Here is a 20,453-nt window from a genome sequence, read left to right on the forward strand (position 1 = left end):
CGTTCTGTACTCAGAGACGGGCTCGATCACCCCAGCGCTTACCAAACTGCACGGGCCGGTCTGGCCGCCTCAACGGCGTTCAGACTCTACCGCGCTGGTCAGGTTTAAAGATACAAGCGCCCACCATGACGCGCGTGCTCTACGTGCTGGACCTGATGGGCGTGGCCGTGTTCGCCATCAGCGGTGTGCTGGCGGCGGCGCAGGCCGGCATGGACTGGCTGGGCGCGCTGGTGCTGGCCTCGGTCACGGCCATCGGCGGCGGCACCATGCGCGACCTGCTGCTCGGCCGCCACCCCATCTTCTGGGTGCGCGACGCGCGCTACCCCTGGGTGATCCTGGCCACGGCGGTGGCCACCATCGTCTACGTGCACCACCTGCCGTCGCCCGGCTTGGCGCTGCTGGTGGCCGATGCGCTGGGGCTGGCCCTGTTCGCCATCACCGGCGCCCAGGTGGCTGAAACCGTTCGCCATTCGCCGCTGATCACCGTGATGGTGGGCACCATGACCGGCGCGGGCGGCGGCGTGATCCGCGACCTGCTTTCGGGCCAGGTGCCGCTGCTGCTGCGCGGCGGCTTCTACGCCTCGGCCGCCATCGGCGGCATTGCGCTGTACCTGCTGGTGCAGGTGGCCGGGCTGCCGCGGCGCCATGCCTTCTTCCTGGGGCTGGCGGCGGTCTTCGGCCTGCGCATGGCCGCGATTGCCTGGGACTGGCACCTGCCGGCCCTGACCCCGCCCCGTTCCCAATGGAGCCATCCCTGATGCTGTCGAACATCCATCTGCCAGCCGCGGGCTGGACCCTGCTGCTGCTCATCGCCAGCAACGTGTTCATGACCTTCGCCTGGTACGGCCACCTGCGCAGCCATGCCAGCTCGCCCTGGTACGTGGCGGCGCTGGTGAGCTGGGGCATCGCGCTGTTCGAGTACCTGCTGCAGGTGCCGGCCAACCGCATCGGCTTCACCCAGGCCGGCCTGAGCGTGGGGCAGCTCAAGATCATGCAGGAGGTGATCACGCTGTGCGTGTTCGTGCCCTTCGCCATGGTCTTTCTCAAGCAGCCTTTCCGCCTGGACTACGTCTGGGCGGCGCTGTGCCTGGTGGGCGCGGTGTACTTCGTCTTCAGGGCCGGATAGGGCCGCACAGCCCTTCACGGCGGCAGGCCCGCGCGAGAAATTACACTCCACCACCACACGGGTGTGTCACACCCTTGTCGTGAAACTCGTGTAAGGAACCGCCATGTTTGGCAAGCTGCTGCCCCGTGAGGGCAATTTTTTCGAGATGTTCAACCAGCATGCCGAGCGCATCGTCGAGGCGGCGCGCGCCTTCGAGCAGCTGGTGGCCAACTACAACGACCTGCATCTGCGCGAGCAGTACAACCGCGATGTCGACAACGCCGAGCGTGCCGCCGATCGCGTGACGCATGACGTGAACCGGCTGATCCACAAGACCTTCATCACCCCCATCGACCGCGAGCAGATCCACAAGCTCATCAACACGATGGACGACGTGGCCGACCTGATCCAGGACTGCGCCGAGACGATGGCGCTTTACGACGTGCGCCACATGACCGAGGAGATCAGCCGCCTGACCACGCTCAGCGTCAAGGGCTGCGAGCGCCTGAAGGACGCGGTGCGCCACCTCAACAAGATCGCCGAGCCGGCCGTGGCCGAAGCCACGCTCAAGACCTGCGAGGAGATCGATCGCATCGAGTCCGACGCCGACCGCGTGATGCGCAGTGCGATGAGCAAGCTGTTTCGCGAAGAGCCGGACGTGCGCGAGGTCATCAAGCTCAAGGCCATCTACGAACTGCTCGAAACCGTCACCGACAAGTGCGAGGACGTGGCGAATGTGATCGAGGGCATCGTCCTCGAGAACTCCTGACCCGGGGGCTTCACCGATGCAAACGGTGCAGGTCGCCCAGGTGGCGCTATGGGTGGTGGTGATGCTGGTCGCGCTCGCCATCATTTTCGACTTCATGAACGGCTTCCACGATGCGGCGAACTCCATCGCCACCGTGGTGTCCACCGGCGTGCTGCGGCCCGGGCATGCCGTGCTTTTCGCGGCCTTCTTCAACTTCGTCGCCATCTTCATCTTCCACCTGAGCGTGGCCGCCACCGTGGGCAAGGGCATCGCGCAGCCGGGCGTGGTCGACACGCACGTGGTCTTCGGCGCGCTGGTGGGGGCCATCAGCTGGAACCTGGTGACCTGGTACTACGGCATTCCCAGCAGTTCCTCGCATGCGCTGATCGGCGGCATCGTGGGTGCCGTGATCGCCAAGACCGGTGGCAGCGGCCTGGTGGCCTCGGGCATCCTCAAGACCGTGGCCTTCATCTTCGTGTCGCCGGTGCTGGGCTTCCTGCTGGGCTCGCTCATGCTGGTGTTGGTGGCATGGGTCTGCCGGCGCGCCACGCCTTCGCGCGTGGACTCGTGGTTCCGGCGGCTGCAGCTGGTTTCAGCCGGGGCCTACAGCCTGGGCCACGGCGGCAACGACGCGCAGAAGACCATCGGCATCATCTGGATGCTGCTGATCGCCACCGGCTATTCCGCGGCCGGTGACGCGGCGCCGCCCACCTGGGTGGTGATCAGCTGCTACGTGGCGATTGCGGCCGGCACCATGTTCGGCGGCTGGCGCATCGTCAAGACCATGGGCCAGAAGATCACCAAGCTCAAGCCCGTGGGCGGTTTCTGTGCCGAGACGGGCGGCGCAATGACGCTGTTCATCGCCACTCTGCTGGGCATTCCGGTGTCCACCACGCACACCATCACCGGCGCCATCGTCGGCGTGGGCGCGTCGCAGCGCATGAGCGCCGTGCGCTGGGGCGTGGCCGGCAACATCGTGTGGGCCTGGATTTTCACCATCCCGGCCGCGGCCTTCATGGCGGCGATCGGCTACTGGGTGAGCATGCAGCTGTTCTGAAAGTGCGACGGCCCCCGCGCGCCCTCAGGGCTGCAGCGGGGCGCTGCGACGCACCAGGTGCTGCGGCCCCAGCTCGGCGCAGGCCGCAACGCCCAGCATCGCGAGGTTTCGGTCGATTTCGCTTTGCAGCAGATCGATGGCGTGTGCCACGCCGGCCTGGCCGGCCACGGCCGCGGCGTAGTTGAACGGGCGGCCCACCAGCACCATGCGCGCGCCCAGGGCCAGGGCCTTGAGCACGTCCGAGCCGCGCCTGAAGCCGCTGTCGATGAGCACCGGGTAGCCGGGCTTCAGGGCACCCACCACCGCCTCGAGCACGCGCATCGGTGATGCGGCGCCGTCCAGTTGGCGACCGCCGTGGTTGGACAGCACGATGGCGTCGGCGCCGATGCGCTGGGCCTGCAGGGCGTCTTCGACGCTCAGGATGCCCTTGATCACCAGCGGCCCCTGCCAGCGTCTGCGGATGGCCTGGATGTGCTGCCAGCTCAGATGGTCGCGGGCCGAGAAGTCGCGCAGCACCGTGGACGACACGATGGGGGCGCCGCGCGTGGCGAAGGAGTTCTCGAAGTGGGGCATGCCGTGGCGCAGCAGGGTGCGCGCCAGGGTGCCGGCCACCCAGCGCGGGCGCAGCAGGCCATCCCACGCCAGGCGCAGGCTGGGGCGCAGCGGCGTCGAAAAGCCGTTGCGCACGTTGTTCTCGCGGTTGGCCGAGACGGGAATGTCCACGGTCACGACCAGCACGCCGAAGCCCGCCTGCGCGACGCGATCGACGAGCGCATCGATGCGCTGCTGGTCGCCCGGGATGTAGGCCTGGAACCAGGTGCCGGGGCTCTCGCGCGCCACCTCTTCCATCGGAATCAGCGAGGTGCCGCTCATGACGGAGACGATGTCCGCCGCCTGCGCGGCCCGGGCCAGCACCAAGTCGCCGCGGTAGGTCGAAAGGGCGTTGATGCCCATCGGCGCGATGCCGAAGGGGCTGGCATAGCGGCGCCCGAACAGCTCCACCGCCTGCGAGCGCTGCGAGACGTCGCGCAGCACGCGGGGCACGAAGCCGTAGTCATCGAAGACCTGACGGTTGTCGCGCAGCGAGCAGGTGTCTTCTGCGGCGCCGGCGATGTAGCCAAAGATGGGGCGCGGCAGGCGCTGGCGTGCCGCGGCCTCGAAGTCGTGCAGCGAGAGCATGCGGCGCAGGCGGGCGGTCGGTCGGGGTGATGCGGGAGATGCCATGGTTCGGGGTGCTCGCAAGGTGGGACTGACGTGACTGTAGGGATGCGCTCGTTTGCTATAAAGCGAATAAATTGAATTGGTTTTGTTCTAGAAAATCGAAATGGCAGCGCCTTCGGTCAAGCAGCTCGAAGCCTTCTGGTGGGCGGCCTCCTGCGCCAATTTCGCCACTGCCGCACAGCGGGTCCATCTGTCGGTTTCGTCGCTGTCCAAGCGCATTTCCGAGCTGGAAGTCGCGCTCGGGCGCCAGCTGTTCGACCGCAGCGGCCATCGCGCCGTGCTCACCGAAGACGGCGAACGGCTCCTGCCGGCGGCGCTGGAGGTCATCAACGCGATGGCGGCGCTTCACCGGGCGCTGGATTCAGGGCCGGCGCTGGCCGGGCGCTGCCGCTTCGGCGTGGGCGACCTGTCGGCGCTGACCTGGCTGCCGGCCTTCGTGGTGGCCATGCAGCAGGCCCATCCGCGCCTGCTGCTGGAGCCCTCGGTTGACGTGGGGGGTGTGCTCGAGCGCCGGCTTGCCGATGGCGAGCTGGACTTCGCCGTGATCGCGGGGCGCTCGTCGCGCAGCGAACTGATGTCGCAACCCGTGGGCACGGCGCGCTTCGGCTGGGCTGCATCGCCCGCGCTGGCCGGAGCCGGGCGGGTGGACCTGCCTGCGCTGCTGCAGCGCTGTCCGCTGGTCACGCTGCCGCAGACCGCCGGCACCGCGCGCCTGCTCGACGACTGGCTGTCGGCCCATCGCGCCACGGCGCCGCAGCGCATCGCGGCAAACAGCTGGGGTGCCGTGGCGGGCATGTTGCGGCTGGGGGCGGGCGTGGGCATCCTGCCGCTGGACTGGATCAAGGCCCTGCAGCTTCGCCAACTGGCACCGGGCCAGCCGCTGGCGCCGCTGCACTACACGCTGCAGTGGCGGCGCGGCGATGCGCGTTTGCTGCTCGCAAGCATGCAGGCGATGGTGCCTGCGCATGTGGATTTCTCGGTGGCGCCGGCGCTGGCTGCGGCCGCGCCGGCCTGACGCGCGCTACTGCGAAATCTGCCGGCCGGCCTCGATCTGGTGTTCGAAGTAGCGCTGGAAGCTGAAGGCGATGCTGGCCATCAGCACCGTCGCACCGAAGAAGAGGGCAGCCACGACGGCCGCGATGGTGAACCAGCTGGTGCGGCCCGGCGCGGCCTCCGGCGCGAGGCCGGGGTTGTGGCGAGCGTTCCACTTCTCCGGCGTCATGAGCCCGTAGACGATGGTCATCAGCGCGCAGGCGGCGATGGTGAAGCCGAGGCAGGGGATCAGGACCCAGCTCCATGGATCGTCCAGCCCATGGAGCCGGACGCGTTCGATGCCATACAGGCCCAGCGCCGTGGGGATGGGCAGCAGCCAGCCCAGCAGGTCGCCCATGCCATGCAGGTAGAAGCGATGCAGCCCCAGCGGGCCGCCCAGGAAGGCCAGCCATGCGGCCCAGGTCTTGCGCTTGGGGCGGGGGGCGTTCATCGGGGCGCGCTGCTGCTGCCTTCGCCCAGGACCTTGTCCATGAGCACCACGTCCAGCCAGCGGTCGAACTTCCAGCCCACGTTGCGCAGCACGCCCACTTCGGCAAAGCCCTGCCGGCGGTGCACGCCGACCGAGCCCGCGTTGTTCGAATCGCCGATCACCGCGATCAGCTTGCGCACACCCGCCGCTTCGGCGGCCTCGCACAGGGCCTGCAGCAGCTGCGTGCCCACGCCGCGGCCGCGCGCCGCGTCGGCCAGGTAGATGGAGTCTTCGGCCGAATAGCGGTAGGCAGGCCGGGGCTTGAACCAGTTGCAGTAGGCAAAACCCAACAGCTGGCCGGCTTCGTCTTCGGCCACCAGATAGGGCAGGCCCTTGGCCAGCACATCGGCGCGTCGGGCAGCCATTTCGGCCTCTGTCGGCGGGGTGGTTTCGAAGGTGCCGGTGCCATTCAGGACGTGGTGGGCATAGATGGCGGCAATGGCGGCGACGTCCTCGTCGCGGCTGGGGCGGATGCGCAGGCTCATGAAGAATCGGGAAGGCAGGCTATAATCGCGGGCTTTTCGGCGTGTCGCTGGCCGGGTGGCCATGTCGCGTGTCTCAACGCTGAAAGAAAAACGGGGCGTCTTGCGGGTTCAACTTGAACGAAGAACTGCAGGCGCCTTTACCACCCAAGGATAAATCATGGTCGTTATTCGACTCTCCCGTGGCGGCGCCAAGGCCCGTCCTTTCTTCAACATCGTCGTGGCCGACAAGCGCGTGCGCCGTGACGGCAGCTTCATCGAGCGCGTGGGTTTCTACAACCCCACCGCCCGTGGCGGCGAAGAAAGCATCCGCATCGCCCAGGACCGCGTGGCCTACTGGAAGAGCGTGGGCGCCCAGCTCTCGCCCACCGTCGAGCGCATCATCAAGCAAGCCGCTGCTGCTGCCCCCAAGGCCGCTGCCTGATCGGTCTGCCTGAACGCATCGCGATGCTGCCTGCACTCGAAGCCGCCGAATTGCCGGCGGACGCCATCGAGGTGGGGCGCATCGCGGATGCATGGGGGATCAAGGGCTGGTTCAAGGTCTTCCCCCACAGCGCCCAACCCGAGGCGCTTTTTTCTTCCCGGCGCTGGTTCCTGATGCCGCCTGGCGGCGCCGCCCAAGTCTTTCGCCTGCCGGTGCGCGAGGCACGCGAACATGCCGATTGCGTGGTCGCCTCTTCGCCTGACGTGCCGGACCGCACCGCCGCCGAAGCGCTCAAGGGCGCGCGCGTGTTCGTGCCGCGCAGCAGCTTCCCCACCCCCGGCGATGACGAGTACTACTGGGTCGATCTGATCGGCCTGGAGGTGCACAACCGCGAAGGCGTGGTGCTGGGCACGGTGCGCGAACTGCTGGCCACGGGGCCGCAGACCACGCTGGTGCTGGAGGCCGAGCCGGCCGCAGGCGAGACCAAGCCGGTCGAACGCATGGTGCCCTTTGTCTCCGCATTCGTCGACAAGGTGGACCTGCAGGCCAAGCTGATCACGGTCGACTGGCAGCCGGACTATTGAGCCGGCGCCCATCGGCTGTCCTGTCGATGAAGCCTTGGCAATGCCGTCCGTGTTCTCTGGGGCGTTCTCTTGCGTTTTGACGTCCTGACCCTTTTCCCCGAACTGTTCGCGCCCTTTGTGCAAAGTGGCGTGACCCGCCGCGCCTATGGCTCGGGCCAGGTTCAGTTGCACCTGTGGAACCCGCGCGACCACGCGCCGGGCAACTATCGGCGCGTGGACGACCGGCCTTTTGGTGGCGGCCCCGGCATGGTCATGATGGCCCAGCCGCTGTCCGACTGCCTGGATGCGGCGCTGGCCGCGCGCGGTGGGGCGGCGCCGGTGGTGCTGTTCTCGCCGGCCGGTGAACCGCTGCGCCACGCCAATGTGGAGCACTGGGCGCAGGGCGAGGGCGCTGTGCTGCTGTGCGGCCGCTACGAAGGCATCGACCAGCGCTTCATCGATGCGCGCGTGACCCATCAGATCAGCCTGGGTGATTTCGTGCTCTCGGGCGGCGAGATCGCGGCCATGGCACTCATCGACGCCGTGACGCGGCTGCAGCCGGGCGTGCTGGGCGATGAAGGCAGCCATGTGCAGGACAGCTTCAACCCGGCCCTCGACGGCCTGCTGGACTGCCCCCACTACACGCGGCCCGAGCTTTGGGCCGGGCAGCCGGTGCCGGCGCCGCTGCTGTCGGGCCACCATGTGCAGATCGAGCGCTGGCGCCGCGACCAGCGGCTGCGCATCACGGCCGAGCGCCGGCCCGAGCTGATCGAAGCAGCGCGCGCGGCCGGCCGGCTCGACCGCGATGATGAAAAGCTCTTGGCGAGTCTGAAGCCCGCGCTATAATGGCGGGCTTTTCCCGATCCTCTGTCCGGCCGCGGCCTTGATCGAGGGGCATTGCTGCCAGCGATGCCTGTCTCGATGCCAGCAATGCTTCAAAGCACGCAGGCGCCGCCTTCTGTGTAGCGCGGACACGATCCATTTCAGGTCATCATGAATCTCATCCAGACTCTCGAGCAGGAAGAAATTGCCCGCCTGGGCAAGACCATTCCCGAATTCGCTCCCGGCGACACCGTGATCGTCAGCGTGAACGTCGTCGAAGGCAACCGCAAGCGCGTGCAGGCCTACGAAGGCGTGGTGATCGCCAAGCGCAACCGCGGCCTCAACAGCGCCTTCACGGTGCGCAAGATCTCCAGCGGCGAAGGCGTGGAACGTACCTTCCAGAGCTACAGCCCGCTGATCGCCAAGATCGAAGTCAAGCGCCGCGGTGATGTGCGTCGCGCCAAGCTGTACTACCTGCGCGAGCGCAGCGGCCGTTCGGCTCGCATCAAGGAAAAGCTGCCGGGCAAGTCGGCTGCGAACAACAGCAGCAACGCAGCAGCGTAATCGGATGGCCGGCACTGCACCTCGCAGAGCGCCGGTTCTTCGTTGCTCCATGCAAGACCGCCTTCGGGCGGTTTTGCCTTTTGGGCCCTTCGCCCGGTCTTGTTTTCGCGAACCCTTCTTTCTCCATCCCGAGCCCTGACGTGTCCTCTGCCTCCGATTCCCACGCACCGCCCGGTGTGATCAATGTCGTGCCCCCGCTGCTGGCCGACTTCGATCCGCGCAGCGTGCCTGTGGATCGCGTGGACCACGATCTGCCGGCCGTGCCTGCGGATCGCCTGAGCGTGGCGGCCTTGCGCCAGCGCTTTGCCCACCCGCCGGTGTGGGAGCCGGAACTGCGCCGCGAGCCGCGCCTGACGGACCGGCTGCCGGCCCAGGCGGCGGTGCTGGTGCCCATCGTGCTGCATGCGCGTCCCACGGTGCTTCTGACGGAGCGGGCCAGCCGCATGTCCACGCATTCGGGGCAGGTTGCGTTCCCGGGCGGCCGGGTCGACCCGGAGGATGCCAACCTTGCTGCCGCAGCGCTGCGCGAGGCCTGGGAAGAGGTCGGGCTTTCGGCCCATGGCATCGAAGTGCTGGGGCACCTGCCCACCTACACCACGGTCACGGCATTCGTGGTCACGCCCGTGGTGGCGCTGGTGCAGCCGGGCTTTTTGCTGCGGCCCAACCCGGCCGAGGTGGCGGACGTCTTTGAAGTGCCGCTGGACTTCCTGATGAACCCGGCCCATCACAGGCGCCATCAGGTCGACCACGACGGGCCGCGCGCGCGGCACTGGTTCTCCATGCCCTACCAGGATGGGTCGGTCGAGCGCTATGTGTGGGGCGCCACGGCCGGCATGTTGCGCAATCTGTACCGTTTCCTGATCGCCTGAACGTGGCCGCCGCGGCAGCCGGCCAAGTGGTCACAGGCTGCCCCTATGATTCGGCCATGAGCTTCTTTGCCATCCTGTGCGCACTGCTGATCGAGCAGCTGCGGCCGTTGGCCTATCACAACCCCGTCTATGGCGCGGTGCTGGGCTGGACGCGCTGGACCAGCCGCAATTTCGACGCCGGCAAGTCGCACCATGGCTGGGTGGCCTGGATGCTGGCCGTGGGCCTGCCCAGCCTGATCGCACTGGGGGTGCACTGGCTGCTGCTGCACTTCCTGGGCCTGCCCTTTGCGATGCTGTGGAGCATCGCGGTGCTCTACACCACGCTGGGCTTTCGGCAGTTCAGCCATCACTTCACCGGCATCCGCGATGCGCTGGACCTGGGCGACGAGGCGCTGGCGCGTTCGCTGCTGGCGCGCTGGCAGCGCGTGGATGCGGCCGACCTGCCGCGCAGCGCCATCGTGCGCCATGTGATCGAGTACTCGGTGATCGCTGCCCACCGGCATGTGTTCGGCGTGCTGGCCTGGTTTTCCATCCTCGCGGCCTTTGGCCTGGGGCCGGCGGGTGCGGTGTTCTATCGCATGAGCGAATTCGTGGCCCGCTACTGGGCGCAGAAGAACCATGCCTCGGCCCAACCGGCCAGCCAGTGGGTGCGCGACGTGGCCGACCGCGCCTGGGCCGCCATCGACTGGCTGCCCGCGCGCATCACGGCCTTAGGCTTTGCCGTGGTGGGCAGCTTCGAGGAGGCCATCGACTGCTGGCGCAACGATGCCCGGCGCTTTCCCGACCCGAATGATGGCGTGATCCTGGCGGCCACCTCGGGCGCGCTGAACGTGCGCCTGGGCGGCGGCCAGTTGGCACCCATGACCGCCCCGCGCGAGATCTCGCCCCAGCCCCATCGCACCAACACGCCCAGTGCGCTCATCGGCCTGGAAAGCGGCAGCACGCCCGGCCGCGAGCCCGTGCTGGCCCACCTGCGCAGCGTGGTGGGCCTGGTGTGGCGCTCGGTCGTGATGTGGATGGTGCTGCTGGCGCTGCTGACCCTGGCGCGGCTGCTGGGCTGAGCCTCTTTCGCGGGCTCAGTACCTGGGCTGGCTCAGCTCTTCAAACAACTCACCATAGATGCGATGCCGCTGCGGGCTGATGGCTTCGGGCGCATCGCCGCTGGCCACATGGGCCAGCACGGCGCAGCCGGGTTCGTGCAGGTGCGTGCAGTTGTAGAACTTGCACTCTCCCGCCTGGGCGGCCAGGTCGGGCATCAGGCTGGCCAGTTGCATGGGCTCGATGTGGTGCAGCCCGAATTCCTGGAAGCCCGGCGAGTCGATCAGTGCGGTCTGGCGCGCCTCATCCACCCAGTACCAGGTGGTGGTGGTGGTGGTGTGGCGGCCTGAGTTGAGCGCCTGAGAAATTTCGCCCGTGAGCGCGCTCGCGCCGGGCACCAGGCCGTTGATCAGCGTGCTCTTGCCCGCGCCAGAAGGGCCGAGCACGAGGGTGCTGCGGCCCTGCAGCAAGGGCATGAGCAGGTCGCGGTCGGCCTGCAGCCGCTCGGTCAGGGCCAGCGGCAGCACGGTGTAGCCCATGCGGCGGTAGGGCGCGAGCTTCTGCCAGGCGCGCGCGAAGGCGGGCGCGAGGTCTTCCTTGTTCAAGCCGATCAGCGGCCGGATGCCTGCGGCCTCGGCGGCGATCAGGGCCCGCGTGAGCTGCTGTTCGGAGAACTCGGGCTCGGCGGCGATCAGCAGCAGGATCTGGTCGAGGTTGGCGGCAAAGGACTTGGTGCGGATCTCGTCCTGGCGGTAGAAGAGGTTGCGCCGCTCCTGCACGCGCTCGATGGTGCCTTCGTCCTGGCTGGCCAGCCACAGCACGCGGTCGCCGACCACGGCCTGGCTCTTCTTGCCGCGCGGATGGCAGATGCGCCGGCTGCCGTCGGCGGACTCCACCACGCAGTGCCGGCCGTGGCTGCCCACCACCAGGCCTTCCTGCTGATCGGCGGCCGCGGCCGAAGGCCGGGCGGCAGGGCGGGCGCGACCTGCCATGCCTCAGGGCGCCTGCGGCTTGAGCAGCGCGTCGATCTGCTGCGCGCAGTCGAAGTCGCTTCTGGAGATGCCGCCCGCGTCGTGTGTGTTCAGGCGCACGACGCAGCGGTTGTAGTGCACGGACAGATCGGGGTGATGGTCTTCGCGGTGCGCGATCAGGGCCAGCGCGTTGACGAAGGCGATGGTCTCGAAGTAGTTGGCGAAGTGGAAGCTCTTCTCGATGGCCACCTGCGCGCCGTCGCCACTGAGGGTCCAGCCTTCCAGGCGGGACAGCGCCGTGACGATCTCGCTCGGCCCCATGGCCTTGCGTGCGGGCAACTGCTTCCAGTTCTTGATGGTGAGCTGGCTGGTGCTCATGGCTTCTCCGGCAAAGACGAGGGCGCTCAGGCTCAGGCGGGCTGCACCGCGGCGTGCTGCCGCATGCGCGCAAGCCGCTCCGAGGCGGGAGGGTGTGAATAGTAGAAGCGCACGTAGACAGGATCGGGCGTAAGCGTCGAGGCGTTGTCTTCGTAGAGCTTGAGCAGCGCACTGGCCAGGTCCTGGCCGCGGGTCTGTGCCACGGCATAGGCATCGGCCTCGAACTCATCGCGGCGCGAGCCCTGCGCCAGCAGCGGCGAGAGGAAGAAGGTGAAGACCGGCATCGCGAGCATGAACAGCATCAGCGCAAGGGCTTCGTTACCACTGCTCAGGCTTGGCTGTACCCCCAGGCCGGTGTAGAACCAGCTCTGGCCCGAGAGCCAACCCAGCAGCGCCAGGCCGGCCAGGCTCAGGGCGAAGCTCAGCGCCAGTCGCTTGACGATGTGCCGGTGCTTGAAGTGGCCCAGCTCATGGGCCAGCACGGCCTCGACTTCGCCGGTGCTGAGCTGGCGCAGCAGCGTGTCGAAGAAGACCACGCGCTTGTTGCGGCCAAAGCCCGTGAAATAGGCGTTGGCATGCGCGCTGCGGCGGCTGCCGTCCATCACGAACAGACCCTTGGCGGCAAAGCCGCAGCGCTGCATGAGCGCGGTGACATGCGCTTCCAGCGTCTTGTCCTGCAAGGGCTCGAAGCGGTTGAACAGCGGCGCGATCCAGGCCGGATAGATGAACTGCACCAGCAGCAGCCAGCCCACCAGGGTGAACCAGGCCCACAGCCACCACAGGCTGCCGGCCTGCGCCATCAGCCACAGGATGGCCGCCGCCAGGGGCAGGCCCAGCGCCGCGCCCAGCGCCATGCTCTTGAGCGCATCGGTCAGCCACAGCCGCGGGCTCATCTTGTTGAAGCCGAAGCGCTGCTCCAGGCGGAAGGTCTGCCACAGCGAAAAGGGCAGCTCCAGAAGGCTGGCGATGAGCGCGAAGGCGGCCAGCAGCGCGAGTTGCTGCAGCAGGCCGGGGCCCATGGCCTGCAGCAGAAGCCGATTGACCATGTCCAGCCCGCCCAGCAGCGTCCAGCCCAGCAGCAGCGCCGCGCCCCAGCTCATCTCCAGCAGGCTGAAGCGGGCCTTGGCCAGCGTGTAGTCGGCCGCCTTCTGATGGGCCGCCAGCGTGATGGTCTGCGCGAAGGCCTCGGGCACGGCATGGCGGTGGCGGGCCACATGCCGGACCTGGCGCGACAGCAGCCAGAAACGCAGGCCGAGTCCGGCCAGCAGGGCAGCGACGAAAAGGACGGAGAAGAGCAACGAGGCAGGCATGGGCAGGGCGCTGGGGTGCGGCAGTGTAGTGCTCAGCTGGAGCCGGACACGGCCTTCGCAAGAGAGCAGCCCTGCGGGGGCGAGGCCTGATCGACACGCCGGCTCATGGACAATCGCGGCCATGTCTTCTTCTCCTGCACCGACCGCTGCCGCCCCGACTTCCTCCGAACTGCGCAAGAGCGACCAGAACCTGGTCTGGCTCGACTGCGAGATGAGCGGACTCGACCCCGAGAAGGAGCGCCTGCTCGAAATCGCGGTGGTCGTCACATCGCCCGACCTGGCCACGCGCGTGGAAGGCCCGGTGCTGGTGATCCACCAGAGCGATGCCGTCCTGGACGCCATGGATGCCTGGAACAAGGGCACGCACGGTCGCAGCGGCCTGATCGACAAGGTCAAGGCATCCACCGTCGACGAGGCCGAGGCCGAGCAGCAACTGCTGGACTTCCTGGGTCGCTACGTGCCCAAGAACGGCTCGCCCATGTGCGGCAATACCATCGGCCAGGACCGGCGCTTCCTGGTCAAGTACATGCCCAAGCTGGAGGCCTGGTTCCACTACCGCAACCTCGATGTGAGCACGCTCAAGGAACTGGCCAAGCGCTGGAAGCCCGCGGCCTACAGCAGCTTCAAGAAGCAGCAGGCGCACACGGCGCTGGCCGACGTGCATGAGTCCATCGAGGAACTGGTGCACTACCGCAAGACATTTCTGCGCCTGGAAGACTGAAGGCGCAGCTCGCGGCAGCGTCGCTCACTCGCGACGCTGTGCGCGGCGATCCACGCCCGGGCTGGTAAAAACCCGAAGAAGCTGCCATAATCGCGGGCTTGCCTGAAGCAAGGCCATTTTTTTGTGGGCCGGCTTTAGCAATATCCCGCATCTCCCTTCTGCACATAGGCTGGGTCTTCGTGGCGCCAAAACAAGCGCCCGTCGACAAGAGGAAAGCCACGGCAGCACCAGCTGCCGACGTCGTTGGATGGTTGATGTTTTTCTGACCTCCAACGCAGGCGCCCGCCTCGGGCGCCCCGCGTGTGAACACGAGCATTTCATGACCGAATCTCTGCAAGAGCTGCAGGGCGCTGTCGCGCCTGCGCAAGAATTTGAAGCCGCCGCTTCGCAAGCCTTTGACCAGCCCGCGCCATCCGAGCCCGCTGAGCAAACCCCCGCTGAACCCAACGCCTTCGCCGAACTGGGCCTGGCGCCCGAACTCGTGGCTGCCGTGACCGACCTGGGCTACACCGCGCCCACGGCCGTGCAGCAAAAGGCCATTCCGATGGCCATGGGCGGTGCCGAAGGCGCCGCAGACCGCTTCGTGGACCTGATGGTCTCGAGCCAGACCGGGAGCGGCAAGACCGCAGCCTTCCTGCTGCCCGTGCTGCACACGCTGATCCGCCAGCAGCAGGAGGCCTACGAAGCCGCCCAGGCCGAATACACCCGCCTGGCCGCTGAAGCGGCCGAGCGTGGCGAGCCCGCGCCCAAGCGTCCGCGCCGCCAGGACCCGACCAACCCGCGTCACTTCAAGCCCGCCGTGCCCGGCGCACTGGTGCTGTGCCCCACGCGCGAGCTGGCCCAGCAGGTGGCGCACGACGCCATCGACCTGGTGCGCCACGTGCGCGGCCTGCGTGTGGCCAACGTGGTGGGCGGCATGCCCTACCAGCTGCAGATCGCGCGCCTGCAGAACGCCAACCTGGTGGTGGCCACGCCCGGCCGCCTGCTGGACCTGCAGCGTTCGATGCAGATCAAGCTCGACCAGGTGCAGTTCCTGGTGGTCGATGAAGCCGACCGCATGCTGGACCTGGGCTTCTCGGACGACCTGGCCGAGATCAACCAGCTGACCATCGAGCGCAAGCAGACCATGATGTTCAGCGCGACCTTCGCGCCGCGCATCCAGCAACTGGCCGCCCGCGTGATGCGCGAGCCGCAGCGCGTGCAGATCGACAGCCCGCAGCAGAAGCACGCCAACATCAAGCAGATCCTGCACTGGGCCGACCACTTCGACCACAAGCGTGCGCTGCTGGACCACTGGCTGCGCGACAGCTCGATCCAGCAGGCCGTGGTGTTTGCCAGCACGCAGATCGAATGCGACGGCCTGGCCAATGACCTGCAGCAGGCCGGCTTCTCGGCCGTGGCCCTGCACGGCGCCCTGAGCCAGGGCCTGCGCAACCGCCGCCTGATGGCGCTGCGCAATGGCCAGGTGCAGATCCTGGTGGCCACCGACGTGGCCGCGCGCGGCATCGACGTGCCCAGCATCAGCCACGTCTTCAACTTCGGCTTGCCGATGAAGGCCGAGGACTACACGCACCGAATCGGCCGCACGGGCCGTGCCGGCCGCGACGGCATCGCCGTGACCTTTGCCGAGTTCCGCGACCAGCGCAAGATCTTCGACATCGAAGCCTTCACCAAGCAGGTGTTCAAGCCCGAGGTGGTCGCCGGCATGGAGCCCACGCGCCGTGCGCCCATGGCCCCGCAAGCACGCGGCGGCCAGGGTGGCAACCGTGGCGGTGGCCGCGGTCGCGAAGGCGGCTTTGGCGGCGGCGCTCGCCGTGGCGGCCCTGTGGGTGGCCATGGCGGCCGCGCCGCGGGCTGGGGCGAGCAGGGCGGTGCAGGCCGGCGCGAAGGCGGCGGCTTCGACCGTGACCGCCGCGAAGGCTTTGCGGGTCGGCGCGAGGGTTTTGCGTCGCAGGATCCGCGTGGCCGCATGGACGCACCGTGGGCCGGCCGCGACGACCGCGCACCGCGCGGCGGCGAGCGTACCGAGCGTGGCGCAGGCTGGGGCGAGCAGCGCGAATCGCGCGGCGGCTTCGGCGGCGGCCACAAGCCGCATGGCGCCAACAAGGGTGCAGCCGGCCATGCAGGCCGCGCCCCGGCCGGCCGCGTGTTCGTGCCGCGCAACCGCTGATCCAGCAGCGCAAGGGCGGCTTCGTTCCGCCCTGCTGCAAGCCAGACAAGAAAAGGCCCGCCGTGCAGATGCCCGGCGGGCCTTTTTGGGTTTTGGGAGGCGCGAGGGCGTGAGCCGCGCGCCCGGTTTCAGTGCTTGCTGCCCGGTGCGCCGCCGCTGTCGCGCTGGCGCTGCTCGTCGAGCTTTTGCGCCGTCAGGCGTGCCGAGAGTTCGAGCTTGCGCAGGTCCTGCCGCGTGAGCTCGGCGTTGCCGGCCTCACTGAAGCAGCACAGCGTGCCGTAGATGCGGCCGTCGTTCAGGACGATGGGCGTGCTCAGGTGCGCGCCCACACGAAAGGGCGTAGCCGGCAGTTCCGCAAAGCCGGGCAGGGCCGGCACGTCGTGCACCAGCGAGGGCAGGCGGCCGTCGATCACGCGCTGGCAGAAACTCTGTTCCAGCGGGTCGCCCTGGCCTTCTTCGATGTAGTGCTTGTCGGGGCGCGATTCGACGCGCCGGAACACGCGCTCGCCGTCCACGAATTCGGAGATGAAGATCACGTCCATCTTCAGGTGCTGGCGCAGCAGGCGCAGCACTTCCGTGACATGGCGATCGACCAGCGCATCCCCGCCATCGGCCGTGGCCACCATCAGTTCGGTGATCTGAACCTCCAGGGCGTCGGGCGTGTAGCCCAGGTCATACAGTTGCATGGCTTCGGACCGCGGGCGCGGGATCGTCAAATGGCACGAAGGGGCATTGTGGCAGCTATAGACTGGCCCGACCTCCACTGCCCCAAGGAAATCCGGCCATGCTTGATGATGATCTGAAACGCGATTTCGACTCCCTGCGGCCGGGCCGCAGCACTGAAGCCGGCGCGTCGCGCCGCACGGCGCTCAAGGCGACATTGGGCGTGGGCTACGCCGCAGCCACCCTGCCCGTGATGGCGCAGAACGTGATCCAGACGCCCGCCGACGGCCTGACGGCCGGCCCGATCCAGTTCACCGTCAACGGCTTCCAGGTGCCGGCGTATCGCGCAGCGCCGGCTGGCAAGACCGGGCTGCCCGTGGTGCTGGTGATCCAGGAAATCTTCGGCGTGCACGAGTACATCGCGGACACCTGCCGCCGCTTCGCCAAGGCCGGCTACCTGGCCATCGCGCCCGAGCTCTACGCGCGCCAGGGCGACCCCAAGGGCTACACCGAAATCCCCAAGCTGCAGGCCGAACTGGTTTCCAAGGTGCCCGACGCGCAGGTGCTGGCTGATCTGGACGGTGCGCTGGCCTGGGCGGCCGCCAATGGTGGCAACGTGGCCAAGGCCGGCATCACGGGCTTTTGCTGGGGCGGCCGCATCACCTGGCTCTATGCGGCCACGGGAAAGGTCAAGGCCGGCGTGGCCTGGTACGGGCGGCTGGTGGGGCAGGCCAGCGAACTCACGCCAAGGCACCCGGTCGATGTTGCGGCCGAGCTGAAAGCCCCTGTGCTGGGCCTGTACGGCGGCAAGGACCAGGGCATCCCCCTTGACACTGTTGATAAGATGAAATCATCTTTGGCGAACGGCAGTGCCGCCGCCAAGGCATCCCGGTTCGTCATCTACCCAGAGGCGGGCCATGCGTTCCATGCGGACTACCGGCCCAGCTACCAGAAGGCGGCGGCGGACGACGGTTGGCAGCAGGCGCTGGCCTGGTTCAAGGAACACGGGGTGGCCTGAGCGCGCGCAGCCCGTCTGCCGCTGTGCCGAGCCGCCCCGTGGGCGGCTTTTTCATTGTTTGGTTGGCATGGCGGCGGCACGGCGCGTGACGCTGCACGGTGGGCACTATGGATCTGTTGGTCATTCTGGCCGCGACGCTGGTCGCGGGCGTGGGGAGTGTGTGGGTGGCGGGCATGCTGCTGCGCCTGGGCGTGCGGGGCAGCCCCGGCGACGACCATGGGCCCCAGCATCTGCTGAGCCTGGCGGCCGGCGCGCTGCTGGCCACGGCCTTCATGCACCTGCTGCCCGAGGCCTTCCACAGCGCCGTGGAGCCGGCCGTGCTGTTCGGCGTGCTGCTGTTCGGGCTGGTCCTGTTCTTCCTGCTCGACAAGGCCGAGCTGTGGCACCACGGCCACGAGCACGGCGAGGCCGGTGCGGCCCCTGACGCGCACGAGGCGCACGAGGCGCACGAGGCGCACGCGCACACCCATGCGCATCGGCACGCGCACGGCCATTCGCATGGGCCGCGCGGCGGCGGCTGGACCCTGCTGACCGGCGACAGCGTGCACTGCTTCGGCGATGGCGTGCTGATCGCGTCGGCTTTCGTGGCCGACTGGCGGCTGGGCCTGCTGTCGGCGCTGGCCGTGCTGGCGCACGAGGTGCCGCACCACGTGGGTGACCTGGTGGTGCTGCGCCAGAGCTCGTCCGACGCGCGCGCGGCCTTGCTCAAGGTGTCGCTGGCCGGTACCGTGACGGCGCTGGGCGGCCTGGCGGGCTGGTGGCTGGTCGATCAACTGCCCCAGTGGCTGCCCTACCTGCTGGTGCTGGCCAGCAGCAGCTTTGTCTATGTGGCGCTGGCCGACCTGATCCCGCAGCTGCAGCGCCACCTCAGTGCGCGCCAGACGGTGTCGCAGGTGGCCTGGCTGGTGGCCGGCATCCTGCTGGTCACGCTGGTGAGCCGGCTCGCGCACAGCGCAGCCGGGCATTCGCATGAGCCGCACGGGCCTGGCCATTCGCACAGCCATCCAGAGGCGCAAGCCGGGCACTCGCATGGCCCCGAAGAAGCGGGGCACGGCCATTCGCATGAAGAAGCCCCGCCGGCCGCGCCGACCGTGGCTCCCGCGGCAACCGAGGCTGCGCCAGCGACTGCCGCGCCTGCACCGGCACCCGTACCCGCCGACTCGCACACCGGCCACAGCCACGAGCACGGCGGCAAGGGCGCGCACAGGCATTGATGAGGCCATGGCCTCGTTCTGAGGCATTTGTCGGCCCTGTCCCACACCCACAGCGGCTGGCAACCGAGACAGGCTAGGGCGCGCCGCGCCCAGCATGGGCCTCCTCGATTCAGGCATGAGAAGGACGGATCCCATGGCCCGCACAGCCCAGCTTTCCCCCAAGGCCGACACCCCGCAGGAGGACGTCGCGGACCCGGTCTCCGAGCCGTCGCTCGACGACGACGCACCGGATGAGGCCGCAGATGCTCCCATCGAGGCGCAACTGGAAGACGAAACCGGGCTGGACCTCAGCGAGGCCCGGCCGCTGGAAACCGATCACCTGAGCGAGGATGAGGAAAGCGAACGCGTAATCCAGCCGCCGGACTGACGCGGCCCGGCTTCAGCCGGACGGTGCCAGCGTCGGGCGCCGGAAGCATTGCAGCGAATGGTCCTGCACCATGCCCGTGGCCTGCATCCACGCATGCACGATGGTGGGGCCGACGAACTTGAAGCCGCGCTGCTTGAGCGCCTTCGAAATCTTTTCGGACAGGGGCGTGGACGCCGCGATCGTCAGGCCGTCGCCATGCAGCACGCGGCCTTCGGTGAAGGACCAGCAGTAGTCGGCAAAGTCCTCGCCGCGCGCGCCCATCTCGTTGTAGATGCGCGCGCCACCGATGGTGGCTTCGATCTTGGCGCGGGCGCGGATGATGCCCGGGTCGGCCATCAGCCGTGCCACGTCCTCGGGCCCGAAGGCGGCCACGCGCACGGGGTCGAAGCCCGCAAAGGCGCTGCGCAGCGCCTCGCGCTTCCTGAGCACCGTGATCCAGGCCAGGCCTGCCTGGAAGCTCTCGAGCATCAGCATTTCCCAGAGCATGCGGCCATCGCGCTGCGGCACACCCCATTCCTGGTCGTGGTAGGCCTGCATCTGGGCGTCGCTGCCAGCCCAGGCGCAGCGCACGCACGGCTGGCTGATGCTGTGGTGGCTGCTCATTTGTCGCTGTACTTGGTCACGCTGTCGGCAGCCATGCTGTAGCCACTGGTGCCCATCATCGAATCATTGCGCTGGGTCTGCAATCGGCCGCTGATCCACACCGTGTCCATGGCGCGGAACTTCGCAGGGGTGCGCGGCTTCACGTGCAGGATCTGGTTGGCCGGCGGCGGCGGCGTGTGGATGCAGGCGCCGAAATAGGGCACCAGCAGGAATTCGGTCATGCCGTTCTTGTCTTCTTCCAGCGGCACCACAAAGCCCGGCAGGCGCACCACCTGGCCGTTGAGCGCGGGGTTGGTGGGCGCGTTGTTCAGGGCTTCCTGCAGCTTCATGAGCAGCTCGGCCGCGCGCGGGTCGGCATCGTCCAGCGAAGCCAGGTCCAGGCCCTTGAGGTCTTTCATCGGGTCCCAGTCCTTGGGCACCAGCTCTTCCCAGGTGATCTGCCGCACGCCACTGGCCGGCCGCGCCGGGCTGCCCTTGCCGCCCAGCGGGTTGCTGGCCGTGGTGTCGGCCGGCGCGGGGCCGGCTGCCTGGGCCGCGTGGCCCATCAGCAGAAAGGGGAGCAGTGCGAGGGCAGTGGCAAGGCGATGGAGCTTGTTCATGGGGAACCTCGGGAAAGTCAAAAG

General features: G+C 68.2%; 24 protein-coding genes and 1 pseudogene. 16 read left to right on the plus strand and 9 right to left on the minus strand.

Going from position 1 to position 20,453, the window contains the following annotated elements:
- Positions 1-125: 125 nt before the first annotated feature.
- The 4 genes from PGB34_RS12300 to PGB34_RS12315 all read left to right on the plus strand — a co-directional run bounded on the left by PGB34_RS12300 (position 126) and on the right by PGB34_RS12315 (position 2,910).
- On the plus strand, positions 126-758 hold the full coding sequence (locus PGB34_RS12300) for a trimeric intracellular cation channel family protein (protein WP_271428391.1): 633 nt from the start codon (positions 126-128) through the stop codon (positions 756-758).
- Positions 758-1,126 (plus strand): DMT family protein, encoded by a 369-nt coding sequence (locus PGB34_RS12305; protein ID WP_271428392.1) that lies wholly within the window; start codon positions 758-760, stop codon positions 1,124-1,126. The genes PGB34_RS12300 and PGB34_RS12305 overlap by 1 nt, the downstream gene beginning before the upstream one ends.
- Positions 1,127-1,229: 103 nt before the next feature.
- Positions 1,230-1,874: a DUF47 domain-containing protein gene (locus PGB34_RS12310; protein ID WP_271428393.1), complete on the plus strand. Its 645-nt coding sequence runs from the start codon at positions 1,230-1,232 to the stop codon at positions 1,872-1,874.
- A 25-nt stretch (positions 1,875-1,899) separates the two neighbouring features.
- Positions 1,900-2,910 (plus strand): inorganic phosphate transporter, encoded by a 1,011-nt coding sequence (locus tag PGB34_RS12315; protein ID WP_271428485.1) that lies wholly within the window; start codon positions 1,900-1,902, stop codon positions 2,908-2,910.
- Positions 2,911-2,934: 24 nt separating this feature from the next.
- On the opposite strand, the gene PGB34_RS12320 is transcribed toward PGB34_RS12315, so the two are convergent.
- A complete protein-coding gene (locus PGB34_RS12320) occupies positions 2,935-4,134 on the minus strand; it encodes an alpha-hydroxy acid oxidase (protein WP_271428394.1) in 1,200 nt (399 codons plus the stop codon).
- A 100-nt stretch (positions 4,135-4,234) separates the two neighbouring features.
- Here PGB34_RS12320 and PGB34_RS12325 point away from each other — a divergent pair, with 100 nt between their 5' ends.
- The gene (locus PGB34_RS12325; protein ID WP_271428395.1) at positions 4,235-5,146 is read left to right on the plus strand and encodes a LysR family transcriptional regulator; all 912 of its coding nucleotides are present in this window, start codon (positions 4,235-4,237) and stop codon (positions 5,144-5,146) included.
- Positions 5,147-5,152: 6 nt separating this feature from the next.
- Here PGB34_RS12325 and PGB34_RS12330 read toward each other — a convergent pair whose 3' ends face one another.
- Together PGB34_RS12330 and PGB34_RS12335 are read right to left on the minus strand one after the other, a co-directional pair.
- A complete protein-coding gene (locus tag PGB34_RS12330; RefSeq protein ID WP_271428396.1) occupies positions 5,153-5,614 on the minus strand; it encodes a TM2 domain-containing protein in 462 nt (153 codons plus the stop codon).
- Positions 5,611-6,138 (minus strand): GNAT family N-acetyltransferase, encoded by a 528-nt coding sequence (locus tag PGB34_RS12335; protein WP_271428397.1) that lies wholly within the window; start codon positions 6,136-6,138, stop codon positions 5,611-5,613. The genes PGB34_RS12330 and PGB34_RS12335 overlap by 4 nt, the downstream gene beginning before the upstream one ends.
- Before the next feature lie 157 nt (positions 6,139-6,295).
- On the opposite strand from PGB34_RS12335, the gene rpsP reads away from it, so the two are divergent.
- The 6 genes from rpsP to PGB34_RS12365 all read left to right on the plus strand — a co-directional run bounded on the left by rpsP (position 6,296) and on the right by PGB34_RS12365 (position 10,438).
- Positions 6,296-6,559: a 30S ribosomal protein S16 gene (gene rpsP, locus PGB34_RS12340; RefSeq protein ID WP_271428398.1), complete on the plus strand. Its 264-nt coding sequence runs from the start codon at positions 6,296-6,298 to the stop codon at positions 6,557-6,559.
- A 23-nt stretch (positions 6,560-6,582) separates the two neighbouring features.
- The gene (gene rimM / locus PGB34_RS12345; RefSeq protein ID WP_271428399.1) at positions 6,583-7,143 is read left to right on the plus strand and encodes a ribosome maturation factor RimM; all 561 of its coding nucleotides are present in this window, start codon (positions 6,583-6,585) and stop codon (positions 7,141-7,143) included.
- Positions 7,144-7,212: 69 nt separating this feature from the next.
- A complete protein-coding gene (gene trmD / locus PGB34_RS12350) occupies positions 7,213-7,968 on the plus strand; it encodes a tRNA (guanosine(37)-N1)-methyltransferase TrmD (protein WP_271428400.1) in 756 nt (251 codons plus the stop codon).
- A 147-nt stretch (positions 7,969-8,115) separates the two neighbouring features.
- Positions 8,116-8,508, plus strand: coding sequence for a 50S ribosomal protein L19 (gene rplS, locus PGB34_RS12355; protein ID WP_271428401.1), 393 nt, complete (start codon positions 8,116-8,118; stop codon positions 8,506-8,508).
- A 140-nt stretch (positions 8,509-8,648) separates the two neighbouring features.
- Positions 8,649-9,377, plus strand: a complete 729-nt coding sequence (locus PGB34_RS12360; protein ID WP_408647876.1) for a CoA pyrophosphatase — start codon at positions 8,649-8,651, stop codon at positions 9,375-9,377.
- Between the two features lie 56 nt (positions 9,378-9,433).
- Complete coding sequence (locus tag PGB34_RS12365; protein WP_271428402.1) at positions 9,434-10,438, plus strand: CobD/CbiB family protein; 1,005 nt, start codon at positions 9,434-9,436, stop codon at positions 10,436-10,438.
- A 15-nt stretch (positions 10,439-10,453) separates the two neighbouring features.
- Here PGB34_RS12365 and rsgA read toward each other — a convergent pair whose 3' ends face one another.
- The 3 genes from rsgA to PGB34_RS12380 are packed head-to-tail and all read right to left on the minus strand — an operon-like array spanning position 10,454 to position 13,074.
- On the minus strand, positions 10,454-11,407 hold the full coding sequence (rsgA, locus tag PGB34_RS12370; RefSeq protein ID WP_271428403.1) for a ribosome small subunit-dependent GTPase A: 954 nt from the start codon (positions 11,405-11,407) through the stop codon (positions 10,454-10,456).
- Positions 11,408-11,410: 3 nt separating this feature from the next.
- A complete protein-coding gene (locus PGB34_RS12375) occupies positions 11,411-11,764 on the minus strand; it encodes a 4a-hydroxytetrahydrobiopterin dehydratase (RefSeq protein ID WP_271428404.1) in 354 nt (117 codons plus the stop codon).
- 32 nt (positions 11,765-11,796) lie between these two features.
- Complete coding sequence (locus PGB34_RS12380) at positions 11,797-13,074, minus strand: M48 family metallopeptidase (RefSeq protein ID WP_271428405.1); 1,278 nt, start codon at positions 13,072-13,074, stop codon at positions 11,797-11,799.
- A gap of 121 nt (positions 13,075-13,195) precedes the next feature.
- Between PGB34_RS12380 and orn the strand changes: the two genes are divergently transcribed.
- Positions 13,196-13,795: an oligoribonuclease gene (orn, locus tag PGB34_RS12385; protein WP_271428406.1), complete on the plus strand. Its 600-nt coding sequence runs from the start codon at positions 13,196-13,198 to the stop codon at positions 13,793-13,795.
- A gap of 319 nt (positions 13,796-14,114) precedes the next feature.
- Positions 14,115-15,965, plus strand: a complete 1,851-nt coding sequence (locus tag PGB34_RS12390; protein ID WP_271428407.1) for a DEAD/DEAH box helicase — start codon at positions 14,115-14,117, stop codon at positions 15,963-15,965.
- Between the two features lie 128 nt (positions 15,966-16,093).
- Here PGB34_RS12390 and PGB34_RS12395 read toward each other — a convergent pair whose 3' ends face one another.
- A complete protein-coding gene (locus PGB34_RS12395; RefSeq protein WP_271428408.1) occupies positions 16,094-16,651 on the minus strand; it encodes a GAF domain-containing protein in 558 nt (185 codons plus the stop codon).
- 98 nt (positions 16,652-16,749) lie between these two features.
- Here PGB34_RS12395 and PGB34_RS12400 point away from each other — a divergent pair, with 98 nt between their 5' ends.
- The 3 genes and pseudogenes from PGB34_RS12400 (at position 16,750) to PGB34_RS12410 (ending at position 19,227) form a co-directional block, all read left to right on the plus strand.
- A complete protein-coding gene (locus PGB34_RS12400) occupies positions 16,750-17,646 on the plus strand; it encodes a dienelactone hydrolase family protein (RefSeq protein WP_271428409.1) in 897 nt (298 codons plus the stop codon).
- A 107-nt stretch (positions 17,647-17,753) separates the two neighbouring features.
- Positions 17,754-18,617 (plus strand): annotated as a pseudogene (locus PGB34_RS12405) (ZIP family metal transporter); the annotation flags it as partial.
- Between the two features lie 376 nt (positions 18,618-18,993).
- Positions 18,994-19,227: a hypothetical protein gene (locus tag PGB34_RS12410; RefSeq protein WP_271428410.1), complete on the plus strand. Its 234-nt coding sequence runs from the start codon at positions 18,994-18,996 to the stop codon at positions 19,225-19,227.
- 12 nt (positions 19,228-19,239) lie between these two features.
- Here the strand turns inward: PGB34_RS12410 and PGB34_RS12415 are convergent, their stop codons facing one another.
- Both PGB34_RS12415 and PGB34_RS12420 read right to left on the minus strand, forming a co-directional pair.
- Entirely contained in the window at positions 19,240-19,830 is a 591-nt protein-coding gene (locus PGB34_RS12415) for a DNA-3-methyladenine glycosylase I (protein ID WP_271428411.1), read from the minus strand.
- Positions 19,827-20,429 (minus strand): DUF3299 domain-containing protein, encoded by a 603-nt coding sequence (locus tag PGB34_RS12420; protein WP_271428412.1) that lies wholly within the window; start codon positions 20,427-20,429, stop codon positions 19,827-19,829. Before PGB34_RS12420 ends, PGB34_RS12415 begins: the two co-directional genes overlap by 4 nt.
- Between the last annotated feature and the right edge of the window lie 24 nt (positions 20,430-20,453).

Source organism: Xenophilus arseniciresistens (assembly GCF_028023875.1).
Classification (GTDB): domain Bacteria; phylum Pseudomonadota; class Gammaproteobacteria; order Burkholderiales; family Burkholderiaceae_C; genus Xenophilus; species Xenophilus arseniciresistens.